We start from the raw sequence: 19,930 nt of genomic DNA, 5'->3' as shown, positions 1-19,930 counted from the left end.
ACGACGATGATGAGATCAGCCAGACGCACGCACCGCATCGACGTTTCGCGCTTGAGCTGCTGCTGCCCCCGAACGGTCGTTCACAACGTCACTGTCGCATGGCGTCTCAAAAGTCGATGCTCGCCGAGATCCGGTAAGTGCGCGGTGTACCGGGGGTGAGGAAGCCACGTCCTGTCGTTGCCCAGTAGTCTAAGCCGAAGACATTTTCCACCGCCGCACGCAATGTCAGCAGCCTGCCGTCGACTTTAGTGACGTAGCGTGCCCCGATGTCAGCCCGGGTCCAGTCAGGTATCTGCTGCGTGTTCGCCTGATCGTAAAATTGCCGCGAGGTATAAATGACCCTCCCGGTCAGGGTCGCCACTCCCGAGGTTCGCCAGAAGGGCAGATCGTATTCGCCATACAGGTTGAATTGAACATCCGGAACGCCAACCGCGGTCCTGCCGTCGAATTGGCCGCCAACCGTCTTGGTCTGCACGCCGTCGATGAGGGCCACGCCACCGAGCAGACGCACTCCGGGAGCGACTTCACCGAAGGTGTTGAACTCCAATCCGCGATTACGTTGCTCGCCATCGACCGAGAAGATGTTGGTTGCCGGATTCGTAAACCCGTTGGGCTGTGTAATCTCAAACGCTGCTACACTCACACCCACAGTCCCGAAGTCATACTTGGCGCCGACTTCGATCTGCTTGGCCACAATCGCAGGAAAGACCTGGCCGACATTGGCGGTCCCGACTGGCGCTATTCCACCCGACGTTAGGCCTTCGATGTAGTTGCCGTAAAGCGACAGGTTGTTGATTGGCTTTACTACGAGAGCCACGGCAGGAGTGATCGCCTCGTTCTGCGGGCGTGAGGTCACGGCACCGGTCCTATTGAAGTTGGCAACATCGATTCCCTGCCAGCGCCCGCCCACGGTGAGGAGCACGCGATCATCGAGAACCGACATTGTATCTGCGATCGCGACGCTTTGATTGATCCGCCGCGAAGCAAGTGGCGCATCGTGTGACAGGCCCGTCGCGCTACGCGGAGCCACATAAACCGGGTTATAGAGGTTCGACGTAATCAATGATCCGACATTGGTAGCGGCAGTTCCGTTGTCTTGCCACAGACCGGTGGCCGACATCACGGTTGAATGTTTCACCACTCCGGTGGCGAAACGGCCGCGCAGCCCAACCTCTCCGGTTTCGCGATCGGCATCTTGTACGGTGAGGGCCGGTTGTGACGTGAACCTGCCCAGTGCGTTCGTGAGTCTCAGAGTTCCACCGAAGAAAGTCTCGTCAGATTTGCTGCGACCGTAAGCTCCGTACAGCGTCCAGAAATCATTGAGGTCATACTCGGCGCGTAGCGCAGCGTATTGATGGTTCGATTGATAGTATTCCCAGGGCTGCTGCTGGTTGATCCAGAGTAAGGGTGAATCCGGGATAGGAAAGCCCGGGTTCACCTGCCGCACGCGTGTTGGCGCCTTCAGGTTCTGCTTCTGAAAACCGACATCCACCGTAGCCCGGAACCGTTCGCCACGGTAGTCGAGAGCCGCCGCGCCGACGCCGAATCCATCCGTCTGGAAGGCAATCGGCGTCTGGCCATCGCGATAGGCACCATTGAGGCGAACGCCCCACTCCTTGTACTCGCCAAAGCGCCGGCCGAAATCGACGGCCGTCCCGACATTTCCGTTTGACACGAAGCCCGTCGTCAATCGCGTGATCGGATCGTCGGTGGCACGCTTCGGAATGAGGTTGACTGTCCCGCCGACATTTCCGAACGGCGAAATCCCATACAGCAAGGCACTTGCCCCCTTCAAGATCTCCACACGCTCGATAGGCTCTAGCGCAGGGCGGCGCGTATCGGTGATGCCGAAAAGGCCGTCGAACGCGAAGTCGCTCGCAAATACCGGGAAGCCGCGGATCAAAAACCCATCGATTCCGCTATAGCGTGGTGAGTTCGTACGCACCGAGGGATCGTTGTCGGCGACATCGCTGATGGTGTTGGCCTGCTGGTCACGGATTAGCTTGCTCGTGTAACCCGTCGTGTTGAACGGCGTATCGAAGACATTGCGATTGCCTAACATGCCGACGCGTGTGGTGGTCCCGACCTGACCGCCGGCATAGGGAGCCGGCGGCTGACCTATCGTGCCGGTCGAAGGCGTGAGGTACGGAACAGCCGGCGATCTCACCGGAGTGGCAACGCGCGAAACAGCACTCGATCTCACCGGAGCGGTAGTGCGCCGAGCAACAGTGCGCGGTTTCCTGTTTGCGGCCTTGGGTGCGGTGACCGTCACGGCTGGCAAGGAAGTGGCTTCTTGCGCGTACGCATCCTCTGCTAATTCATAGGACAACGGTAGATAACTCACTGCACCGCAACAAACGGCCCAGTAAAGTTTTTTCGTCAAAGGATTCATCATCGCCCCAAGTTTGATCAACGCTTCCTCTACAGCATCATTACGTGTGCAGATAGGATTCGAGCATAGAATTATTATAAACAGAGCCGTTGCTGTGGAAATGCACTCTGTCGCGCACGCCGAATGACATCGAAAGCCCTCACAAGGACTGACATTTGAGCCTTGCTTGGTGCTGACGTTTTTAGCTTTCTTTAGCCTCTCGTCGAAGCCGCCTCATTGATTCTAATTTTGCTCGAGCGCTTTTTGAGCCACATCGTTATGCCACTGATAAACAGCGCGAAAGGCACGAAGCCAGCTGTAAGCACGAGCAAACGGCCGAAGAGTCCGAACGTCGAGCCGTTGTGAATCCAAAGCTGTTCTGTCATGTACCGATCACCCATCGACATGGCATCCGAGGTCCGATCCTGCACTATCGCCCCGCTCCACGGGTCGAGCCAGATCGCGCCTCGTGAACGTAAAGCGGGATCAGCGTCATCTGGGCGGAATCGTACGCGCCATGCGTTGCTAGTCTCGGTCGGCGGGTTCAGCACAGTGATCGACAAGGTGGGCTTGGTTGCCTGCGCGATCCGCATGATCTCATCAGGCGGGAGTTGCAGCGTTCCCTTTGGCGACGAAGTCTCAATGCGAGGCGAGCGATCAGGTGTCGCCTTTGACAGGAGACCAACGACGGGGCGGACCACCCCGGGAAAAACGACACCGATTCCCGTGATAGAGATCGCCAGGAGCACGATCAATGCCCAAAAACCCGCCGTGTTATGAACATCGACAAAAAATCGAAGAGGCGAAACACCTCGGCGTATCGATACCGATCGCCAGAACCGCCCTTGCTTCGGCCACCATGAATATAAGCCCGACAGCGCCAAACCAACCAGCACGAACCCGATCACACCCACCAACTGTTTGCCTCCCCATTCGTAGAGCAGCAGCGTGTAGTGCAGACGATAGATCGTAAACGCGGGCGCGTTCGTGTAGTCGCGCTGGCCGAGCACCTTCCCGTTCGAAGGATCGATCATGGTGGTCCAAAGATTCTTGAAGCTATCTTTCGGACCTTCGTGGGTATGCATCACGACCCAGACAGGCCAAACCCGATCCGGAACTACGATCGTGGAGATCGGGGCGGCGTCTACCGTCGCCGCAACTCGTATCACCTCGGCCAAGGTAACTGATCGTTCCGGGCCAGCCGGAGTATAGAGCGCCGGATTCAGAGCGGCATCGATTTCCCGGTAAAAAACGTTGAAGCTTCCTGTGAGTCCCATCAGCACGACAACAATGCCGCACACCAGCCCGAGCCATCGGTGAGCCCACAAGAAGCCCCGCCGCACGCGCGCCTGAGAATAGGTTTTGGCCGATGAACTCATGGACATGGCGTTAATCAATCACCGAGGACGTCGGCCAGCGTCCGGACCTTGACCGGGTTAAAACTCATCAGCATGACGCAGAGGATCAGCATCGCTGACTATTGCAAAATCGACAAGAGCTCGCAGAGCTGCACGAGCTTACGTAAACAGGTCAAAAGGTCCGTCACGTCTGAGCCGCGATTTGTCTGTTCAAAGTCGGATCGAAAAATCTTGTCCGCACCAATTGCCCCGAGGGTTTGGTGATCTGAAAGCCGATCGAACATGACCGCATGCTCTATCGCCAACGGCATAAGATCGAAAACATGTTCGGCAGACTCAAGGACTGGCGACGCGTCCACACCCGTTACGACAGATGTGCACATACCTTCATGTCTGCTATCTGCATCGCAGCAGTCGTTATCTTCTGGATCTGATCAATGAGTCCTGAGACTAGCACTACTTTGGCAGATTTTGCTGAAGGCGGCCTGCGAGCAGCATTTCACAGTGCGTGCATCGTAACGGTGGAGGCCGCACGAATAGGTCGAGGATGGCTTGTCTGATGGCTGGCATGCTCGGCTGTGGCGGAGGGCCTGAGACTCTTTTTTTCCGTCCTGCTGCGGTGAGGCGGCGGGATTGAAGGAAAGCGTAGGCGATCATCGTCATCAAGGCGTGTCGGTGTAATCCAGCCCACGACCTGCCTTCAAAATGGTCGAGCCCCAGCTCTTCCTTCAATTGCTGATGCGCCTGTTCACAGATCCACCGCGCCTTGACGGCGGTTGCCAGCGTCTTGAGCGAAACGTCAGCGGGCAGGTTCGAGACGTAGTACTTCTGCTCTCCGCTCGATCGTCGTTCGCCCAGGATCCACACTTCATCGCCAGGCATACGCTTCGACACCTTTATCGAACACGCGGTGCTTTGGGCCGTCCGCGATGCGGACACGCCGTGCAGTGAAGAGGCATGTCAGTGGGCCTTTCGTGCCCCGGCGCCAACTGATCTTCTGCCACTTTTCGCCGACCAACATCGTCTCGGCAGAAACTGGCGACATATCCGGGATATGGTGTTTGCGCGGCTTACGGGCTTTCTCCGTCGGAAAGATCATGGTGACATCGCTCGGATAGACTTTCTGGCGCCGCGACATACCAACTGCCCACAAGAGGCCACGTTCGCTCAGAGCATGACGGAACGGCGCGCTCGATCCGTATCCCGCGTCCGCCAGCACACAGCCGAAGCGAACACCGGCGGCGATCACGCGATCGATCTCAGCCAGCGCGATCTCCGGCTTGGTCCGCGCCGCGCGATGCTCGACTGGAACGCCCGCACGCTTCAAACGCACCGGATTGCTCGTCCAACTCTCGGGAACGAAGAGACGCAATGCCACCACGACCGGCACTTCACCCCGCGCAAGCGTCAGCGACACCAATGTTTGGCAATTGGCCGTCTTGCCGAGAGAAGGGGCATATTGCGGAGCGACACCAACCGAACGATCGCCCTTCTTCGGCATCGCCGTGTCGTCGATAACCAGCACCGCATCTTTGCCACCGACGAGGCGATCGGCCTGAACCAGCAATTCCGATTCCAATGGTGCCGCATCCCAGACACCATCAGCGATAAAATGATGCAACCGGTCGTAGTCGCCCGGCGCCAGCCGCGCCGCCATCGGTTGGACGCTCTTTCGATCGCCCGGTCCAATTAGCCCCGAAACATACAGCGGACACATCCGCCGCCGGGCCTTGTGACCTAAACGATCCAGAAATGGCTTAAGCCAGTGTCCAAGCTCGTCTTCCCACCTCGACGTCGTCTCAACCATGGTCAGCTCTCCAAAACGCCGACCACCCATGAATCATTGAAAACGTGATTCGAGAATCCTATTGAGACGATCCATCTAATGGATCTGCCAAAGTAGTGCTAGGTTCCGAGGAGTCCGAGGGACTGATGGTCCATCTCCCATCGATGCCCGAGGACGCCACGTTGCTCGACGTCTTCAGGACTTTCCCGGAGACGGAGCAAAGCCGTTGCTCGAGTTTTACAAAACCCTGCTGCGGGGCCCATCGCCGTTCACCGAAGGCGAACGGGAGCTGCTGCCTACGTTTCGGGCTTGAACGGCTGTCGCTATTGCCACGGCGTCCATACCGCGACCGCCGAGCGTCTAGGCATTCAACACCATGTACGCCAAGGGGGCGCACGCTTATGGCACTTACTTTTTACACGGCTGTCCGTTTGGTTCGATGCAAGGTTTGGCAGCTTGCGGTGCCGGATGGGCTGCTGGTGGCGGAGCCGGACGAGCAACTGGTGGGGGAGAAGCTGGCCGCGCAGCTGTAACTGGAGGTGAGGCAGGGCGCGCAACGGGTGGCGGAGCAGGCCGCGCCATTTGAGGTGGTGGCGGAGGAGCAGGTCGGGCCATCGCTGGAGGTGCTGGCCGCGCAATTGCGGCTGAGGGTGGGGCAGCGCGTGCGGCGGGCGGAGCTGGATGCGCCATTTGAGGCGGTGGAGGAACTGGCAGTGTGGCCGGTGGCGAGCTCGGGCGCACGATCTGCGGCGACGCGGCTCGTGCCGGAGGCTGTGAGGTAGTCGACTTTTGTTGCGGTGCCTGCGCGGGTGAAATCGGCCGACTGCTTTGGTTAGGTGGGTTCGGCAGCGGCCGTACGGCAGCTTTGCCGCCCGATTGCGCAGGCGACACAGCCGGTGGCATCGGCGTATGTTGCTGCGTTTGCGGGTGCGGGGGCTGGCCAGGAATCGGCAGCTTGCCATTCACCGAAGGCGCCGATTGTGCACCGGGCACCCCGGGCAATGGTTGCTCAACTGACTTTTGACCGGGCAATGCCGGTGACCGCGGCGGAGTGCCGACAGCAGGTTTTGCGCCGGCGTCCTGCTTCAGAGGTTGTGCCGGTGAACCCGGCTGACCGCTGGGACTTGGTAGAGGCTGCACAGCCGCTTTGCCTGACAGGGTGGGGGAAGCTGGCGTGGTCGTCGGATGTTGGGGCTGACCGGGAATCGGCGGCTTGCCGTTCACCGAAGGCAGCGATTGCCCACCGGGTGTGCCCGGTAGCGGCGTTGTTGTCGACTTGCGGTCAGGCGAGGTGGGCGCGGCCTGTCCCTGCGCGGCAGGCGGTTGGCCAGGCTGCGTGGTTGCTGGTTGTGGTCCCGGTGCTGGAGGCTTGGTCTGTTGCACCGGTACTTGCTGGCCCTGGTGCGGCGCCGTCACCGCCGCTTTTTTGGCTACCGTTTTCGGCAATGCCGGTGCGAGGAGAGCGGCGCCGGCGACGGCCGCTCCGGCGGCAACGACACCGGGAGATGCGCCCCGCAGCGGTGTAGCTGCGGTACTGAGAGCGTTCGGCGTGGTGGGAGCGCCCGATGCAGGCGTCGCAGGCTGCTGCGCAGCAGGTTGTTGTGTAGCGCCTGGCGTTGCCGCCGGAGTTGCGGATACCGGTAGCGGTGCAAGCGCCTGCGCCGGCGTCACCGTCTGCGCTTCGCCACCCGGCCTCGTGATCGTGACCATATTGGTGGTGTTGTTGATCACCACCGTATTGTGAATGTTGTTGTAGATGACGTTCGGCGGCGGCGGCGCCACGTAGGGCGGCGGGCTGTAATATGCGGGCATTGGCACATAATCGGGGACCGGCAGCACGAACGCCGCGAATACGGGCGGCGGCGGTGCCAGCACGACGAAATCTGGTGGTGGCGGTGGCAGGAAGAACACCGGCGGTGGCGGCGGTGGCGCGAATCCATAGTCCGGATCGTCAAAGACCAGCACCGGCTGACGGAAATATACGACCTCGTCTTCGGGCGGCGGCGGGATATCGTAGCTGATTGCGGTGAACGTCGGGGGCGGCTCAAATGCTGCGGCGAGATAGGCGAGGCGGCGATGGGCGTCGCCGACGTGCGGCCCGTGGGGATAGCGGCGCAGATACGACCAGTAGGCCTGTGGTGTGTCAACACTACGTGTGTGCCGCCAGGTGATCGCTTCCCGGCGCGCGGCGACAATGGCGCGGACGCGCCTCGCCATCGGATCGTTCGGATAGGCGGCGAGAAAATCAAGGTAGCCTCGTAACGTATCGCGTTCCAGCGCAGCGACATACGCATCCTGCGCGTCGAGATCGCGGATGGGTCTCGCACGCATCGAGGCAATTTGTTCATTTGATGCGGTCGGTGGTGGAGCGTCAGGCGCACGGTCAAAGAACATGAAAGGCGCCTCGATCTTCGATGCGCTCCAGGGCACCTCGCCGCCTTTGGTCATTTCATTGACGCGCAGACGGGTCCGGTCGAACACTTCGGCGAGCGGCAGGCCGCCGGTACGGATCATTTCGGCGAGCGCCTGCACATAAGCGCCGTACGGCCCCTTCTCCTGTGGCGCCACCGTACCGGGAGCCGCATTGAAGGCGATCAACATGTGCGGTTCGGGCTCCGTCAGCGCGAGGCCGCTGGCCAACGGCTGGTCCGATCTGGCGAACGGATTCGCGCGTGCCGCATCGAGGATGACAATACCCGCTTTGATCTTCAGCGCTGCCAGCGGCCGGATATAGTCGGATAGTCGCAGCGTTTCGAGCGGCACATCGGTATCGTGCGCGAGCTTTGCGTCGACCGGTACGAAATAATTCTCGCCTTCGAGTTGTACGCCGTATCCGCCGAGATAGATGACGGCGACGCTGTCTGGTCCCGATGCGCTGACCTTGTCGAGAAACTCACGGAACGTACGGCGCAGCGTGTCCTGGTCGAGATCACGCGCACCGACCACGTCAAAGCCGGCAGCCTGCAATGTCTGAGCAATCAGGCCAGCATCGTTCGCTGGCGTGGGCAATGCTTCTGGCTGATAGGCGGCGTTACCGATCACCAGAGCGACACGCTTTTCAGCTTGTTGCGCGTTGACCGAGGATACCGATGTGAGCGCGACAAGCGCGAGCGCAATACAAGCCCAGAAACGCATGAGTGTTGCCCCAACAATAGCGATAGTGATTGTGCATTTCATCGAGGATGTCGTGAATGGCGTCTGAACGAAAGCGTCCTAAATTATGGCGAGGTTTCGGTTATTGTGCGGACTGCCACCGTCCGTAAATTGGTATTCCAGCTTCGAGCAGTCGAAGGATCAGGAGCCAAGTCAAAGGCGACGATCCGGTCTCCAGCTTCTAAAATAATTCAAAACAAGCTGATCACGCGATTCACGGCGTCTTTATGTGACGCGCGATAGCAGGGCGACGCATTTACCCGGTAGATGTGATAATGACCTCATGTGAGACATCAATGTCGTCGCTTCGGCCGCAAATAGCCCTTTCGTCAAAGCCAGTACAGGCGCACCAATTTTCCTCCACGCGCTGCGGCTCGGAGATGAACATCCGGCTCGAGATGTGCGTAGGTATCGCGGCTACAAAATCTGCGCCTTCCCCGATGCGCTTGACGCCAAGACTCCCGACATCGGCTACATGCCGGGGCACTTGACCTGGCAGTTTGGCGAAAAGCTGAAAGCAATGGGCGTCGAGATCATCAACGACGGCATTTCCGGTGCTGTGCATCAGGATCGCAAGTTGCTGACAGGGGACAGCCCGCTGGCCGGCAATGCACTTGGCAAACTTGCGGCCGAGGCGTTGCTCGCGAACGTCGTCAATTGATCGGTCGAGCTGGTCGATGAGCGCGGTCGCGGCTGAAACGGCTCTTCGGAGCGTCCTCGTCATCGAGGGCGCCGAAGAGCTTGCCGCGATCGAGAATGAGGTTCGCGCTTTCGCCGCGCCGCTGGGTTACGACCGCTTCGTGCTGTTCTCGGCATCGGCCGCGCAGGACGCAGTGCTCCAGAGCATCTATTGGCTCGAGGGCGACTGGTTCGGCGATGGCGAGAGCGTCGATGCGGAAACCTACATCCGGCGCTGTCCGGTGACACGCCACATTCTTGAATCCCATGAGCCCTTCTTCTGGACCAAGACGGTTAAAGATCGCCGCCGTCCGTATCCATGCGCCTCAAATCGATCTAGAAGCCTGCTGAGAAGCGTTCGGGTTGGACTGTTGGCGCGACGAGGTCGCAGGGGGACAGAAGCGAGCAGCAGCCCACTTAATATATCGCGCGAGTCTATTGGTCAGGAACACCTACCCGAGGATCGTCAGCCCGCACAGAAGTTTGCAATTGGCTGGGATCAACGTTCTTGCGTTGTGCCCACTCACCAAGGTTGGTCGGGCGATACGCCGGGTCAGCGCGCCATCGCTCGAACACACTGGCGTCGATCGTCTCGTTGACGTTTGTGTCGGTGTCACCATTTTCTCGAACATGTGGTTCGGGGCCGATGGGGCGATTGAGAGCAGGAGAAACCAGCGCGTAAAGTCCCTCGCCGAATGAGTGATACGAATCAATGATCGGCGCTTTAAGGATGTCTCCATCCAAAACCACTTCCGAACGGAACGAAAGGCCGTGTGATTCCGCCTTCTGCATCATCCAGCGCAACGGGGCCTGAGCGAGTAGATCGTTCTCATATCCACCACCAACGTTTGCATGGGCGCCAACAAACCAGCGCTGCTCAACATTCGCGAGCAAGCGCGGCGGCGGGGTCTTCACAATCGGATCATTATAGTGATGAACGGTCCAAAGTGTGGGAGCGAAATCACTACGATGCTCATCAATAGCAAGAGCGTGATAGCCGTTTTGGATTGGGATGAACAATCCTGTTTGCAGATAGTCGAATTGTGACCGGCTGATGTAAGGAATATTGCCCGCCGCTACACCGACCGAACCGACCGTATCCCAAACGCCGACCATTTTCACTTTGGTAGGTTGCGAATACTTGAGCAACCACTTTTCCTCGTCTGTCAGCTTGCTTATATCCCCCGCCGCTGCCTTATCCTTCAACGTCCAGATGCTCTCTTCATTTCCCTTCTGGTAGCGCTTAAAGAGTTGACCCAGACCGATGGGGGAGCCTGCTTTCAGCACGCCTTCGAGCGCGACCAATCCAGCCAAACTTCTGGCGGTAAATGCACCCCGGCTGAAACCGAAAATGAAGATTTCGTCGCCGTCGTTGTAGTTTTCGATGAGCCACTCGTAGGCCAACCGGATATTTTGATCGAGTCCCTGACCGAAAACGCCGCCGAGAAATCCGTTCACGCCGACGTCATAGTAAACAAGCTGAGGTTTGTTATCTTTGCTTGTTGCAGCACACAGCGCTCGCATACGCCAAACATTCGTATTGCTGCTAACATCGTTCCACGTCCCATCGAGAAAGATCGCGAGCCGCTTCTGCTGTTGCTCTGCGCCTGCAAAATTCGGCTGGCCACCACTTTTCTCTGGAGGGCGAACCCAAATCCAGGCGATGGCTCCGATGGCAAGAATGACCCCGACCGTGTGTGCGATGCGCTCGATCCATCGCAGAACCTTCTTCATGGCGCGAGACCCCCGGCTAACTTGCTGGCGGACGAACGAAAGGACCGCCGATCTTTGCCGGAGAATAAGGCGTCCGCTGATTCGGTGCACGTCGTGCGCCTAAATGACCCGCGTTCCACTTGGGCGAGTTTCTCGCACCGGCCTGGGGTCCGCTTTGGTCAAAAAGCTTGCGTCGAACCGGCGGCGGTCAAGGTCTGCATACGGGCCGGTCTCACCCCCGACCAACTTTGTGGGCTCCATGCCAGAAACGAATATCGACGGCCCACGAGCATGCCGGTGGTAGTCAACGGGCGCAAGCCGTCGCATCGGCACGGCTTGCGCTGCTCTGATTTCGCCCGATCCAGAGTTTTTGTAAAATACACCTGTGTGTACCGAAAACTTAAGCTCGGGCGCAGTGGTGGTGAAGTCCGCCCAGGATGGCGCGTGAACGAATGACACCGGTGTGCTGCACTGAGCGAGAGAACACGCCTGCTCAATCTCGCCGCGATCACAACCGCAACGATGACCGCGGCTCCGGCCCAGCAACCAGCCGTGCGCATTCTCCCGCTCCAGGTTCATCCTTCGCTTTGCCCGATTGAACTCAAAACCTTACTCCTTCCGCTGCGCAAACTTGCTGCGAAATTCCGGCTTGTCAGGGTTGGTACATCACGGCGAAAGTGAGTTTCGTCTTATGCGGTCGAGCAGCGAGGCGGCGTCATGGAGTCGTCCGGCTTCATAAATGAGCTGCTCGATGTCCATGGAGACCTCGATGCCCTCAGCAATTGCGCCGTTCTGGACACAGGTCTCCGCGGCCTTAGCAATGCGTGCCGCTTCGCTCAGGCGGGTATGAATCTCGGCAATGATGAGTTTGATTGCCGGTTCGATGCTGGCGCGCTCCATCGGGCCCTCCGTAACGGTTCGACCCACTACCGCTCTGCTGCCGCGCGATGTCGAGCGGAACCTGGATAATCTTGTGACGAAGGTCGGGGATGCCGGATCACGATGTGATCGAAGGGGAGCTGAATATAGGGAAGGTGAGTTATTTCGCCGATGCGCGCCGAGGTTTGGCCGGCGGCTTGCCGACCATCAGATCCCGCAGGAGTTTAACGGGATCGGCTCCAATAGCCCGCACGATGGCCACGAACTCGACGACATCGATCCGCCGCTCGCCGCCTTCATACTTGGCGACAAAGGACTGAGGACGCTTCAGCCGGCGCGCCAGCTCATGCTGGGTTAAGCCGGCGTGCTTGCGGGCAGCCACCATCAGGGCGCAGAAGGCGGCCTGATCTGAGGAGTGGACGGTTTTGCCGATCCCGCGGGCGGAAGCTGTCATCGCCCGGGCAAGCTGATCCCGAGACGGGATTATCCCAAAAAAGGATAGTATTAACTTTGAAGCCCGATGCTGGAGCGGTCCGACTGGACTTGGGCAGCAGGGCGAGCCAATTGCCACCTCAATGAATAATCTTCGAACAGTCGATCAAGGGCCCGAGACCGGGCAAGCCGAGCTGCCCGCACGGGTCACTTTTTCCCCTTCTGCGGTCCGATACATCAAGTTGGGGCGGGGCGGGCAGTGGGCAGATCAAGCCCTGGATCAAGGGATCATCCCCTTCGGGTACCCGAAAATTGAGCACGTCGTTTGTATGAAGGGCGATTGGACGCTGGCCAGACAGCAGCTGGCGCAAATGGGACGAAGATCCGGTGGCGTCAGCAACGGATTGAGGGAGCTGCAGGAGTTTTACGAACTACCAAACGACGCCTTGTGGGTGACCTGCGCTCGAGGTCATTTCTGGTGGGCTTTTGCCGATGGCGGCGTGGTCGAGATCGAGCCTCCGTTGCCCGGCGGTCCTGCCCGTTATCGTTCCACGCGAGCGGGTTGGTCGAACACAGATCTCAACGGCGAGCCGCTGACGGTCCGTAGCCTCAGTTCGGCGCTCACGAGCACCGCGAACTATCAAATGACGATTTGCGCGGTCAAGAAGGCGAACTATTTGTTGGCCCGCATTCGAGGGGAGGTCGATCCCCTCAGGACGAAGGCCGCGGCCCTGATCAAGGACCAACGAAATCTGGCATCGCAAATGATCTGCCAGCTCGACTGGCGCGATTTCGAGACCCTGATCGACTTGATCTTTGCCCGGGGAGGGTGGCAACGGCAAAGCGCGGTGGGCGGGAATCAGGCCGATGTGGATATGGTGCTGACGCAACCGATCACAAACGAGGTTGCCTGGGTTCAGGTCAAGAGCCGGTCGACACAGACCGAACTCGATGACTATGTCCGGCGGTTTCATAACGACGGCAGTTTCCATCGCTGTTTCTTTATCTACCACAGCGCGCCAAAAGTCCTCAGGATGCCCGACTCCGTCGATTTGCATCTTTGGACGGCTGAGCGGGTAGCTGACGCCGCAATAGAAGCTGGGCTGTTTCGGTGGCTGATTGAGCGAATGCATTAACCGCGACAAGCTGGAAGCCGGCTCTCCAATTTTGAGGTCAGCAAGGTTCAGAGCGCTCGGCGAGGATGGCTTCAAGGCCGCAAATTGCGTGCAGCCTGCGGATAATGACGTCACATAATAGCGGGTCGATTTCGATACCGTACCCGCGGCGGCCCGTCTGTACATTCCGCTGCCCGCGCCGGTCGTCGTCCACTCGGCGATCCATATTGATCGGAAAGTCGAGCACTTGGATCTGTCTGTTCGAGCCTCCAACTGCCTGAAAAGTGAGGGCATCCGGTTGTCGGCGAATTGGGTCAGCGCACCGTTGCCCCGACCAGCGATCTTTGGCGGAGTAAGCGCGTGGGCTCTCGCCGCAAACAATCGCGCGCGTACCTTCATAGGAGCCGCAGGCCTTTCGCAGAAGGCCGAAATCGAAACCAGCGGAATTCACAATCGCGATCACGAGCAAGCCAAGGACGACTCTGATAATGCACCCATGGATGCTCTGCCTCCGATCCTGCAGATGATGATCGGCGCGCGCTTCAAGTTCGTCGTGATGCACGAAGTTCAGCCGCCAGCGGGCTAGGCTCCACGGCTTTCGGCTGGAGATGAAGGTCGATTCGGACGATCTGCCGGACTAGCTCGGTGGCGCACGCGATGGGCTTCATGATAGACGTTTGCTATGAAATTGCGCATCCCCGCCAAGGCTATCCGTTCCGAAGCCAAGGAGCTGGAGCTCTACTATGGGCGCAAGGCCAGGCGAGTCCATATCTCCGTTTCGGACGTCGAGCCGCAGTCCAAGAAGATGCGTGAAGGCGACCGTATCAAGTTCCAGGACAGCCTTCTGAGGGACATGGATCGCCGAGGCCGGCAGGCGTTCAAGGGCGACATCGTGCTCAATTTGCGGCTGGCCACGACCCGCCACGATGCTCCCCAGGCGCACACGATCGCCAGGAATCTGCTCGACCTGTTCGGGACGGCCGATTCCACTCTCGGCGGCCCCGACCGGAAGGTCCTCTACCATGACGACAGCCAGATCCACGCCTTGTCGGTGTCGTGCAGGCACGGGGAAGATGAGCCCATGATCGTGGTCGACGTGCATTCTATGAGCGCCTTCCGTGCTGATCTCGCGATCGCCGGAATGGTGGACCGCGACGATTTCGTGGATCGTGACGACCGCTTTGAGGACATGCGGACCCTTCGCGAGTTCATCGCGAAGGAAGCGTACAACCGGGCTGCGCTGGGCGGAACGAAGTACGACGCCATGCTGCAGTTCTACCGTTGGAACGCCCAGAGATCCGCGCTCGCCTATGCGAGCGTCACCACCGGCTCGCTCGCATGGCTGTTCGACGTGCCCCGGCGAGGGATCTGCAATCCTTTCCCGAAGCAATGGGACACCATGTTCCGGAGTGCGCCGCTTCGGATCGAGCTGGGCGAGCTTCCAACGAAGCCAGGAGAATCCACGCAGTTTAAACACCGCGTGCAAGCAGAGGTCGCCGCGTTCAAGCAGAAATGGGGCTGGCTAATATCGCCTCTGGCCGTTCCGGTCGCGCTGCAGCTCGTGGTCAGGCCGAGCCCCGGCATGCCGAAAGGAGTGCTTCACGATCTGGACAACATCGTGCGCGATTATCTGATCCCGCATTTCGTGCCCTCGTTTGGTACGGTCAGTGACTTCCGTTGGCTCTTCGAAGGCATGCGCGAAGAAAATACCGCGACCGCAGACCGCTTGGAGCTGGATCGGATGCCGTCCAAAGGGACGCGGGCCGGGGTTACCCGCTATGAGGCATGGCGCCTGCCTGCGGCGAAGAAGGGTGAGACAGGGTTCGTGAGCGCCGCAATCGTGCTCGATGATATCGTCTCTGGAAGTCTGTTTGAGCAGATCGATCGAGAAATCGACGAATGGGCTGAAAAACTGGATTGATCGCCGGCGTGACGCTCACCCGGCTATCCTGTCCTCTTTGTCGGGGCTGCGCATGACGATCTTCAGCGCGTCATCGGGCAAGGGTCGCTGCGCCTTCGTCTCGTCCCATGGCGCGCGCATCCACGCGTCAACTTCGCGTGAATTCCGATGGTGACATCTCGCCCGATGCCGCTGCAAATTCCCGGTGCTGAACGCTGCCCAAACGAAACATTCTAGGGCGGATCGGTGAACACCAGTTGCGCGCAGCCGTCTCGATGATGTCCCTAGCGCGAGATCGCCGTCATTCTAATAATGACCGATGGCTCTTGCTGATCCCACGATGCCAAACCCTTCGCGCTGCCAAGCGATGCCCTGAATCAGCGCGTCAACTTGGTCGTCATGCCGGCCAGGAAAGGCAAGAAGTTCATTTTCGAAGTCCTCGAGCCACGGCGCTGCAACCGGAAAAAAGACAGATCCGCCTTCGAACAGATCGCTCTGTGAAATCACCCGAGCCCGTTTGTCTCTGTCGGGCCGGAACGTGACCACATTGATGCGCGATTCCTGTATTGATTGAATGAGGCCATGGCTGATTGGAGATTCCTCAATAATTAGTGTTGAGCGATGATAGATTTGTTTTTGTTCTATAATTTTGCGCTTGAGTTGATCGAAGGGAAATTTGCCTCGAACAACATCGAGGACATAAAACGTTTCCGCGCGGCAGAGCAGCACGACTCCTACCGAAAAGTCTCCGGCCTCAGTTTCGCTCAGCGCGATGTCCCAGCTAATCAGAATACGATCGCGCGGTTCATGACTCAATTGACCGTATCGCTTGAACCATCTTTTCTTGATGATCCGGCCACCGGGTGGAATAGGAGACTGCTGGTATTGTGCAGAAAATGCATAGGATCCCATGTTTTTCTTGAGATCGCGCAGCACCTCGGCCGGTTCATGGGATGGATGAAGCAATTCACCCTTCTGGCGCCTGTAAATACCACCCGCGCCAAGTTCATAGGAGGCATCCGACTGCGCGATCGCTGGAAGATTTAAGACTTCAAATCCGCCCTGTTCCAACAGATAGCCAACCAAGTCATCTTCGTGAACGCGTTGCATGACAACGACAATGCGGGCCGCCATCTTGTCGTCGGGTCGCGTCACCAACGTCGAGCGATACCATTCTATACTCCGAGTGCGCGCTGCTTCCGAATGGGCATCGTTGGGTTTGAGTGGATCATCGATGATGACAAGGTTACCGCCGCGCCCTGTCAATGTTCCTTCGATCGAGGTGGCGTAGCGCCGCCCGCGTAGCGTGGTATGGATCTCACTATCGGTATCGCGTGAAACCCTCATTGCCGGAAACGTGGCCTTATAGATCGGATCACTCACGACCTTGCGGAAATCGTTGGCGTGGGTTTTCGCGAGCGAATCAGAATAGGAAACGGCGACGACCCTTTCGGAGGGATGATGACCAAGAAACCAAGCAGGCAGCGCAACGGACGCGCAGATTGATTTGAGATTGCGCGGAGGCAGGGTGACGATAAGCCGTTTGACCTCGCCAGAGGCGATCTGAGCCAGCTTGTGAGCCATCGCCTCAATGTGCCAGTTGGGTCGAAATGGCGTGCCCGGTCGAAGGACGCCAAAGCTAAACTCAATAAATGCACAGAAATCGCGCGCGAGCGCAGCGCGCAGCACAAGCTGGGGAGGGATTTCTGCCGTATCAAGGGCATTTGATATATGGCTCATACTAGCCCACTTCATCCGCGTCGTTATCGAGCAAATCGACCGGCGCAATCACGCGCTCACCTTTAAGCCGTTCGTCCGACGATCGTTGACGGGCTAAATAGGCGTCGAGGATTTCCTGGTGGTTTGGTGCCAGCGTCTCTTTGAGAGCCTCTGCCTTACCGGTAAGGTCAATGCCCAGCTGTTCAGAATACGTAAAAACGTCACTCCGCGCGTGGCGATCACCCTTGGCAAACTGGTTTGCCAATTGCTCAAAGCCCACCTCAAGCTTCGTCAGCGTCACGTGCCGGCTGTTACGCGTCAGCGTAACCTTCTGCTTCAATGCATCTTCGAAAAGCCTCTTCACGTCTGCGAACATGGAATCTTTTCGCGGACGCCCTTTAGGATTAGGCGAGGGACCTCCTTTTTTCCAGCGTGTTGCTTTCGGCGGGCGGCCAGGGCCAACGGTGGCGTCATCAGAGGATGGGGCCGGGAGAAGGAACTCAGGCTGGCGATCGTCATCCATTGCCATTGTCCTCGGAGGTCGAGGAGCTGACAGGGTGGGCGCGTTTCATTTCAACTTCTTCGAAGGTGCCTGCGTCGCCCTCAAGCGTCGCAGCTTTACCGGTGTATTGCTGCCAACGGCGTATGATGACATCACAGAAGCGCGGATCATATTCGATGGCACACGCCGCGCGTCCGGTCTTTTCGGCCGCGATCAGCGTCGTTCCGCTGCCGGCAAAGGGATCGAGCACTATGGCTCCCCGTTTGGTCACGTCGCGAATGGCATCTGCAATCATCGCCGTTGGCTTAACCGTTGGATGCATCGCCAGATCTTCTGAACGACCCGCTCGAAACGTGTTGACGCCGGCGTATTCCCAAACATTCGTCCGATAGCGACCATGCTGGCCGAGCTCAAAGGTATTGACGTGAGAACCCTCGCCATTTTTGAAGGCAAAACAGAGTTCATGTTTTGATCGATAGAAACTTCCCATTCCGGCATTGTCTTTGGCCCAAACGATAAGATTCTTCAGCTTCAGATTATTCTCGCGTCCCGCCACGGTCAGTTCGAACAAATGACGCCAGTCCATAAAGACGAATAGAATTGCAGCGGCCTTGGAATGAGCTTTCGCGTGAGCAAGAAATGTCGCGAGGAAACGTGTGAATTCGCTCTCCGACATTTCGCCGGAAGCCATCGCAAATTCAGCATGCTGTATCTTGCCTAAGCCGGAGACGTGGCCCTTGATAGGAACGTTATAGGGCGGATCTGTCAGAACGAGATCGGCCGGCTTTCCTGCCAATACGCGGAGGTAGTCCGCCTCGTTTTGAGCGTCGCCGCAGATCAAACGATGTGCTCCGAGCATCCACAAATCGCCTGGACACGAGACGGCAGCTCCAAAATGTTCCGGAAGTGAGTCTTCGGGGCCGGGCTCGAGAGGGCTCTTCTCTGCGGCGTCGCTGAGAATACCGTCGATTTCGCCGAGTGAAAATCCTGTCAGTTCTAAATCATCAAAGCCAAGGTCAAGAAGGCCCTGTAATTCGATCGCCAGAACATCAGGGTCCCAGCCCGCATTTTGCGCGAGCCGATTGTCCGCAATCACATAGGCCCGGAGATCAGCATCGGACAAATTTTTCACGACGATGATCGGAATGGATTTGAGACCTAGCTGCAGCGCAGCCTGCAATCGCCCATTCCCGGCGATCGCCACGCCGTCACAAACGATCAAAGGATTGATGAAGCCGAAGCGCTCGATCGATCCTGCGATCTGTTTGATCTGCTTTTTTGAGTGCGTGCGTGCATTTCCGGCATACGGCCTCAAACTGTGTGGCGCGACGTGTTGGATCTGTGGGTTATTCATATCGATGCCTGCGATTGCCGTGTACTTCGTCAGGCATATCTATAGATATCTAATAAACATGGCAATGAGGCGTGGCATACCAATGCCCGCAATGCTTAACGCGCCCCCGATTATCCTTTGATGTGGATGTCTATTGCGTCGGTGCTCACACCAAATTTCGCGGCCAGCCCCGCCTTGGCCTCGGCTATCGTTAAGGGCTTGACGCTAGAAATGGCATCCGGCGTCGGTATAGTCTGCGTGGGCGGCGGCGCAGGCTTGAATTTGAGCTTCCTGAGCTCAATCCCGAGTTCCTCGAGGGTTGTATACCTGACCGGATTACGCCACTCCCATCGGCCGCTACCATTGGGAATGGCGAATTCGCTGATCGCGAAAAACCAGCGCTGTTGACCTCGTCGGTCAAAGCCGTGCTTACGGACAGCACTGATCTTGCCGACCAAAAAGGCCCCGCCGTGGCTTTCCGCGTCGGGCCTCTCCTTTCGGACACAGACCAGAAATTCCTGCTGCTGCACGCGTTGCTCCGCACCTACCCAGGGGCCGGAACCGCCATGTGCGAGCAGCGTCTCAAGTGATTTGCTGGTGAAAACGGCAATTGCAGAATGAGGCAAGGAAAGCGCTCCTGTCTATCAAACATCTATAGACAAACTAGAGCGAATGAAAAGGGCAGCGTGCTGAGAAAAGGCCGTGTTTTTGTCTTTTCGATCGTGTTTCTAAGGGGCCGCCTCCCTGTTACTCCCTGATGTCCTCTTTCAGAAAAATCACAGAAAGCGCTACGAGGCAGGCGCAAGTCACGATCGTCGCTATACGTCTCCCTGTTTTTTGCCGAAAATTGCCCTGTTTAGCCCAAATAACAGGGAGACCGGTTCGCATCCGACTGCGTCCGCCACCACCCAGTCTGTTATTTCACGCATTTCCAGAGACTTACGTAAAAGCACCGCTGTTAGCGGGCTTTTTCGCGTTTTGATCTGCGGAG

General features: G+C 58.2%; 14 protein-coding genes and 3 pseudogenes. 6 read left to right on the top strand and 11 right to left on the bottom strand.

The window, feature by feature from the left end:
- Positions 1-106: 106 nt before the first annotated feature.
- Positions 107-2,167, bottom strand: a complete 2,061-nt coding sequence (locus ACZ5IL_RS19595; protein WP_464594101.1) for a TonB-dependent receptor — start codon at positions 2,165-2,167, stop codon at positions 107-109.
- 416 nt (positions 2,168-2,583) lie between these two features.
- Positions 2,584-3,756, bottom strand: a complete 1,173-nt coding sequence (locus ACZ5IL_RS19590) for a PepSY-associated TM helix domain-containing protein (protein WP_464594099.1) — start codon at positions 3,754-3,756, stop codon at positions 2,584-2,586.
- A 278-nt stretch (positions 3,757-4,034) separates the two neighbouring features.
- Between ACZ5IL_RS19590 and ACZ5IL_RS19585 the strand changes: the two are divergent.
- Positions 4,035-4,163 (top strand): annotated as a pseudogene (locus ACZ5IL_RS19585) (transposase); the annotation flags it as partial.
- Positions 4,164-4,228: 65 nt separating this feature from the next.
- On the opposite strand, the pseudogene ACZ5IL_RS19580 reads toward ACZ5IL_RS19585, so the two are convergent.
- Both ACZ5IL_RS19580 and ACZ5IL_RS19575 read right to left on the bottom strand, forming a co-directional pair.
- A pseudogene (locus tag ACZ5IL_RS19580) lies at positions 4,229-5,536 on the bottom strand (IS701 family transposase).
- A gap of 387 nt (positions 5,537-5,923) precedes the next feature.
- Positions 5,924-8,650, bottom strand: a complete 2,727-nt coding sequence (locus ACZ5IL_RS19575) for a caspase family protein (protein WP_464594097.1) — start codon at positions 8,648-8,650, stop codon at positions 5,924-5,926.
- Positions 8,651-9,068: 418 nt separating this feature from the next.
- On the opposite strand from ACZ5IL_RS19575, the gene ACZ5IL_RS19570 reads away from it, so the two are divergent.
- Positions 9,069-9,329: a hypothetical protein gene (locus ACZ5IL_RS19570; RefSeq protein ID WP_464594095.1), complete on the top strand. Its 261-nt coding sequence runs from the start codon at positions 9,069-9,071 to the stop codon at positions 9,327-9,329.
- Positions 9,277-9,633 (top strand): annotated as a pseudogene (locus ACZ5IL_RS19565) (hypothetical protein); the annotation flags it as partial. The gene ACZ5IL_RS19570 and the pseudogene ACZ5IL_RS19565, both read left to right, overlap by 53 nt.
- A 148-nt stretch (positions 9,634-9,781) precedes the next feature.
- Here the strand turns inward: ACZ5IL_RS19565 and ACZ5IL_RS19560 are convergent.
- The 3 genes from ACZ5IL_RS19560 to ACZ5IL_RS19550 all read right to left on the bottom strand — a co-directional run bounded on the left by ACZ5IL_RS19560 (position 9,782) and on the right by ACZ5IL_RS19550 (position 12,392).
- The gene (locus ACZ5IL_RS19560; protein ID WP_464594093.1) at positions 9,782-11,080 is read right to left on the bottom strand and encodes a DUF2235 domain-containing protein; all 1,299 of its coding nucleotides are present in this window, start codon (positions 11,078-11,080) and stop codon (positions 9,782-9,784) included.
- A gap of 645 nt (positions 11,081-11,725) precedes the next feature.
- Positions 11,726-11,959, bottom strand: a complete 234-nt coding sequence (locus tag ACZ5IL_RS19555) for a hypothetical protein (protein WP_464594091.1) — start codon at positions 11,957-11,959, stop codon at positions 11,726-11,728.
- Positions 11,960-12,098: 139 nt separating this feature from the next.
- Entirely contained in the window at positions 12,099-12,392 is a 294-nt protein-coding gene (locus ACZ5IL_RS19550; RefSeq protein WP_464594089.1) for a helix-turn-helix domain-containing protein, read from the bottom strand.
- 349 nt (positions 12,393-12,741) lie between these two features.
- Here ACZ5IL_RS19550 and ACZ5IL_RS19545 point away from each other — a divergent pair, with 349 nt between their 5' ends.
- From ACZ5IL_RS19545 to ACZ5IL_RS19535, 3 genes are all read left to right on the top strand, one after another.
- The gene (locus ACZ5IL_RS19545) at positions 12,742-13,506 is read left to right on the top strand and encodes a restriction endonuclease (RefSeq protein ID WP_464594087.1); all 765 of its coding nucleotides are present in this window, start codon (positions 12,742-12,744) and stop codon (positions 13,504-13,506) included.
- Positions 13,507-13,732: 226 nt separating this feature from the next.
- Complete coding sequence (locus ACZ5IL_RS19540) at positions 13,733-14,071, top strand: hypothetical protein (RefSeq protein ID WP_464594085.1); 339 nt, start codon at positions 13,733-13,735, stop codon at positions 14,069-14,071.
- Positions 14,072-14,167: 96 nt separating this feature from the next.
- Positions 14,168-15,406: a hypothetical protein gene (locus tag ACZ5IL_RS19535; protein ID WP_464594083.1), complete on the top strand. Its 1,239-nt coding sequence runs from the start codon at positions 14,168-14,170 to the stop codon at positions 15,404-15,406.
- A 285-nt stretch (positions 15,407-15,691) separates the two neighbouring features.
- Here the strand turns inward: ACZ5IL_RS19535 and terL are convergent, their stop codons facing one another.
- From terL to ACZ5IL_RS19515, 4 genes are all read right to left on the bottom strand, one after another.
- Positions 15,692-16,768, bottom strand: a complete 1,077-nt coding sequence (gene terL, locus ACZ5IL_RS19530; protein ID WP_464594081.1) for a phage terminase large subunit — start codon at positions 16,766-16,768, stop codon at positions 15,692-15,694.
- A 358-nt stretch (positions 16,769-17,126) separates the two neighbouring features.
- Positions 17,127-17,627, bottom strand: coding sequence for a DUF5681 domain-containing protein (locus ACZ5IL_RS19525; RefSeq protein WP_464594079.1), 501 nt, complete (start codon positions 17,625-17,627; stop codon positions 17,127-17,129).
- Positions 17,620-18,960 (bottom strand): site-specific DNA-methyltransferase, encoded by a 1,341-nt coding sequence (locus ACZ5IL_RS19520; protein WP_464594077.1) that lies wholly within the window; start codon positions 18,958-18,960, stop codon positions 17,620-17,622. Before ACZ5IL_RS19520 ends, ACZ5IL_RS19525 begins: the two co-directional genes overlap by 8 nt.
- A gap of 110 nt (positions 18,961-19,070) precedes the next feature.
- Positions 19,071-19,469: a hypothetical protein gene (locus tag ACZ5IL_RS19515; RefSeq protein WP_464594075.1), complete on the bottom strand. Its 399-nt coding sequence runs from the start codon at positions 19,467-19,469 to the stop codon at positions 19,071-19,073.
- Positions 19,470-19,930: the final 461 nt, after the last annotated feature.

The organism is Nitrobacter sp. CN101, assembly GCF_055390255.1.
The sequence above is the reverse complement of the archived record's forward strand: the minus strand, read 5'-3'. Positions and strand labels throughout refer to the sequence as shown.

Coding starts and splice junctions, on each gene's coding strand:
- ACZ5IL_RS19590 (WP_464594099.1), bottom strand. CDS start 3,756: ATGTCCATGAGTTCATCGGCCAAAACCTATTCTCAGGCGCGCGTGCGG.
- ACZ5IL_RS19575 (WP_464594097.1), bottom strand. CDS start 8,650: ATGCGTTTCTGGGCTTGTATTGCGCTCGCGCTTGTCGCGCTCACATCG.
- ACZ5IL_RS19560 (WP_464594093.1), bottom strand. CDS start 11,080: ATGAAGAAGGTTCTGCGATGGATCGAGCGCATCGCACACACGGTCGGG.
- ACZ5IL_RS19555 (WP_464594091.1), bottom strand. CDS start 11,959: ATGGAGCGCGCCAGCATCGAACCGGCAATCAAACTCATCATTGCCGAG.
- ACZ5IL_RS19550 (WP_464594089.1), bottom strand. CDS start 12,392: ATGACAGCTTCCGCCCGCGGGATCGGCAAAACCGTCCACTCCTCAGAT.
- ACZ5IL_RS19545 (WP_464594087.1), top strand. CDS start 12,742: ATGGGACGAAGATCCGGTGGCGTCAGCAACGGATTGAGGGAGCTGCAG.
- ACZ5IL_RS19535 (WP_464594083.1), top strand. CDS start 14,168: ATGAAATTGCGCATCCCCGCCAAGGCTATCCGTTCCGAAGCCAAGGAG.
- ACZ5IL_RS19525 (WP_464594079.1), bottom strand. CDS start 17,627: ATGGATGACGATCGCCAGCCTGAGTTCCTTCTCCCGGCCCCATCCTCT.
- ACZ5IL_RS19520 (WP_464594077.1), bottom strand. CDS start 18,960: ATGAATAACCCACAGATCCAACACGTCGCGCCACACAGTTTGAGGCCG.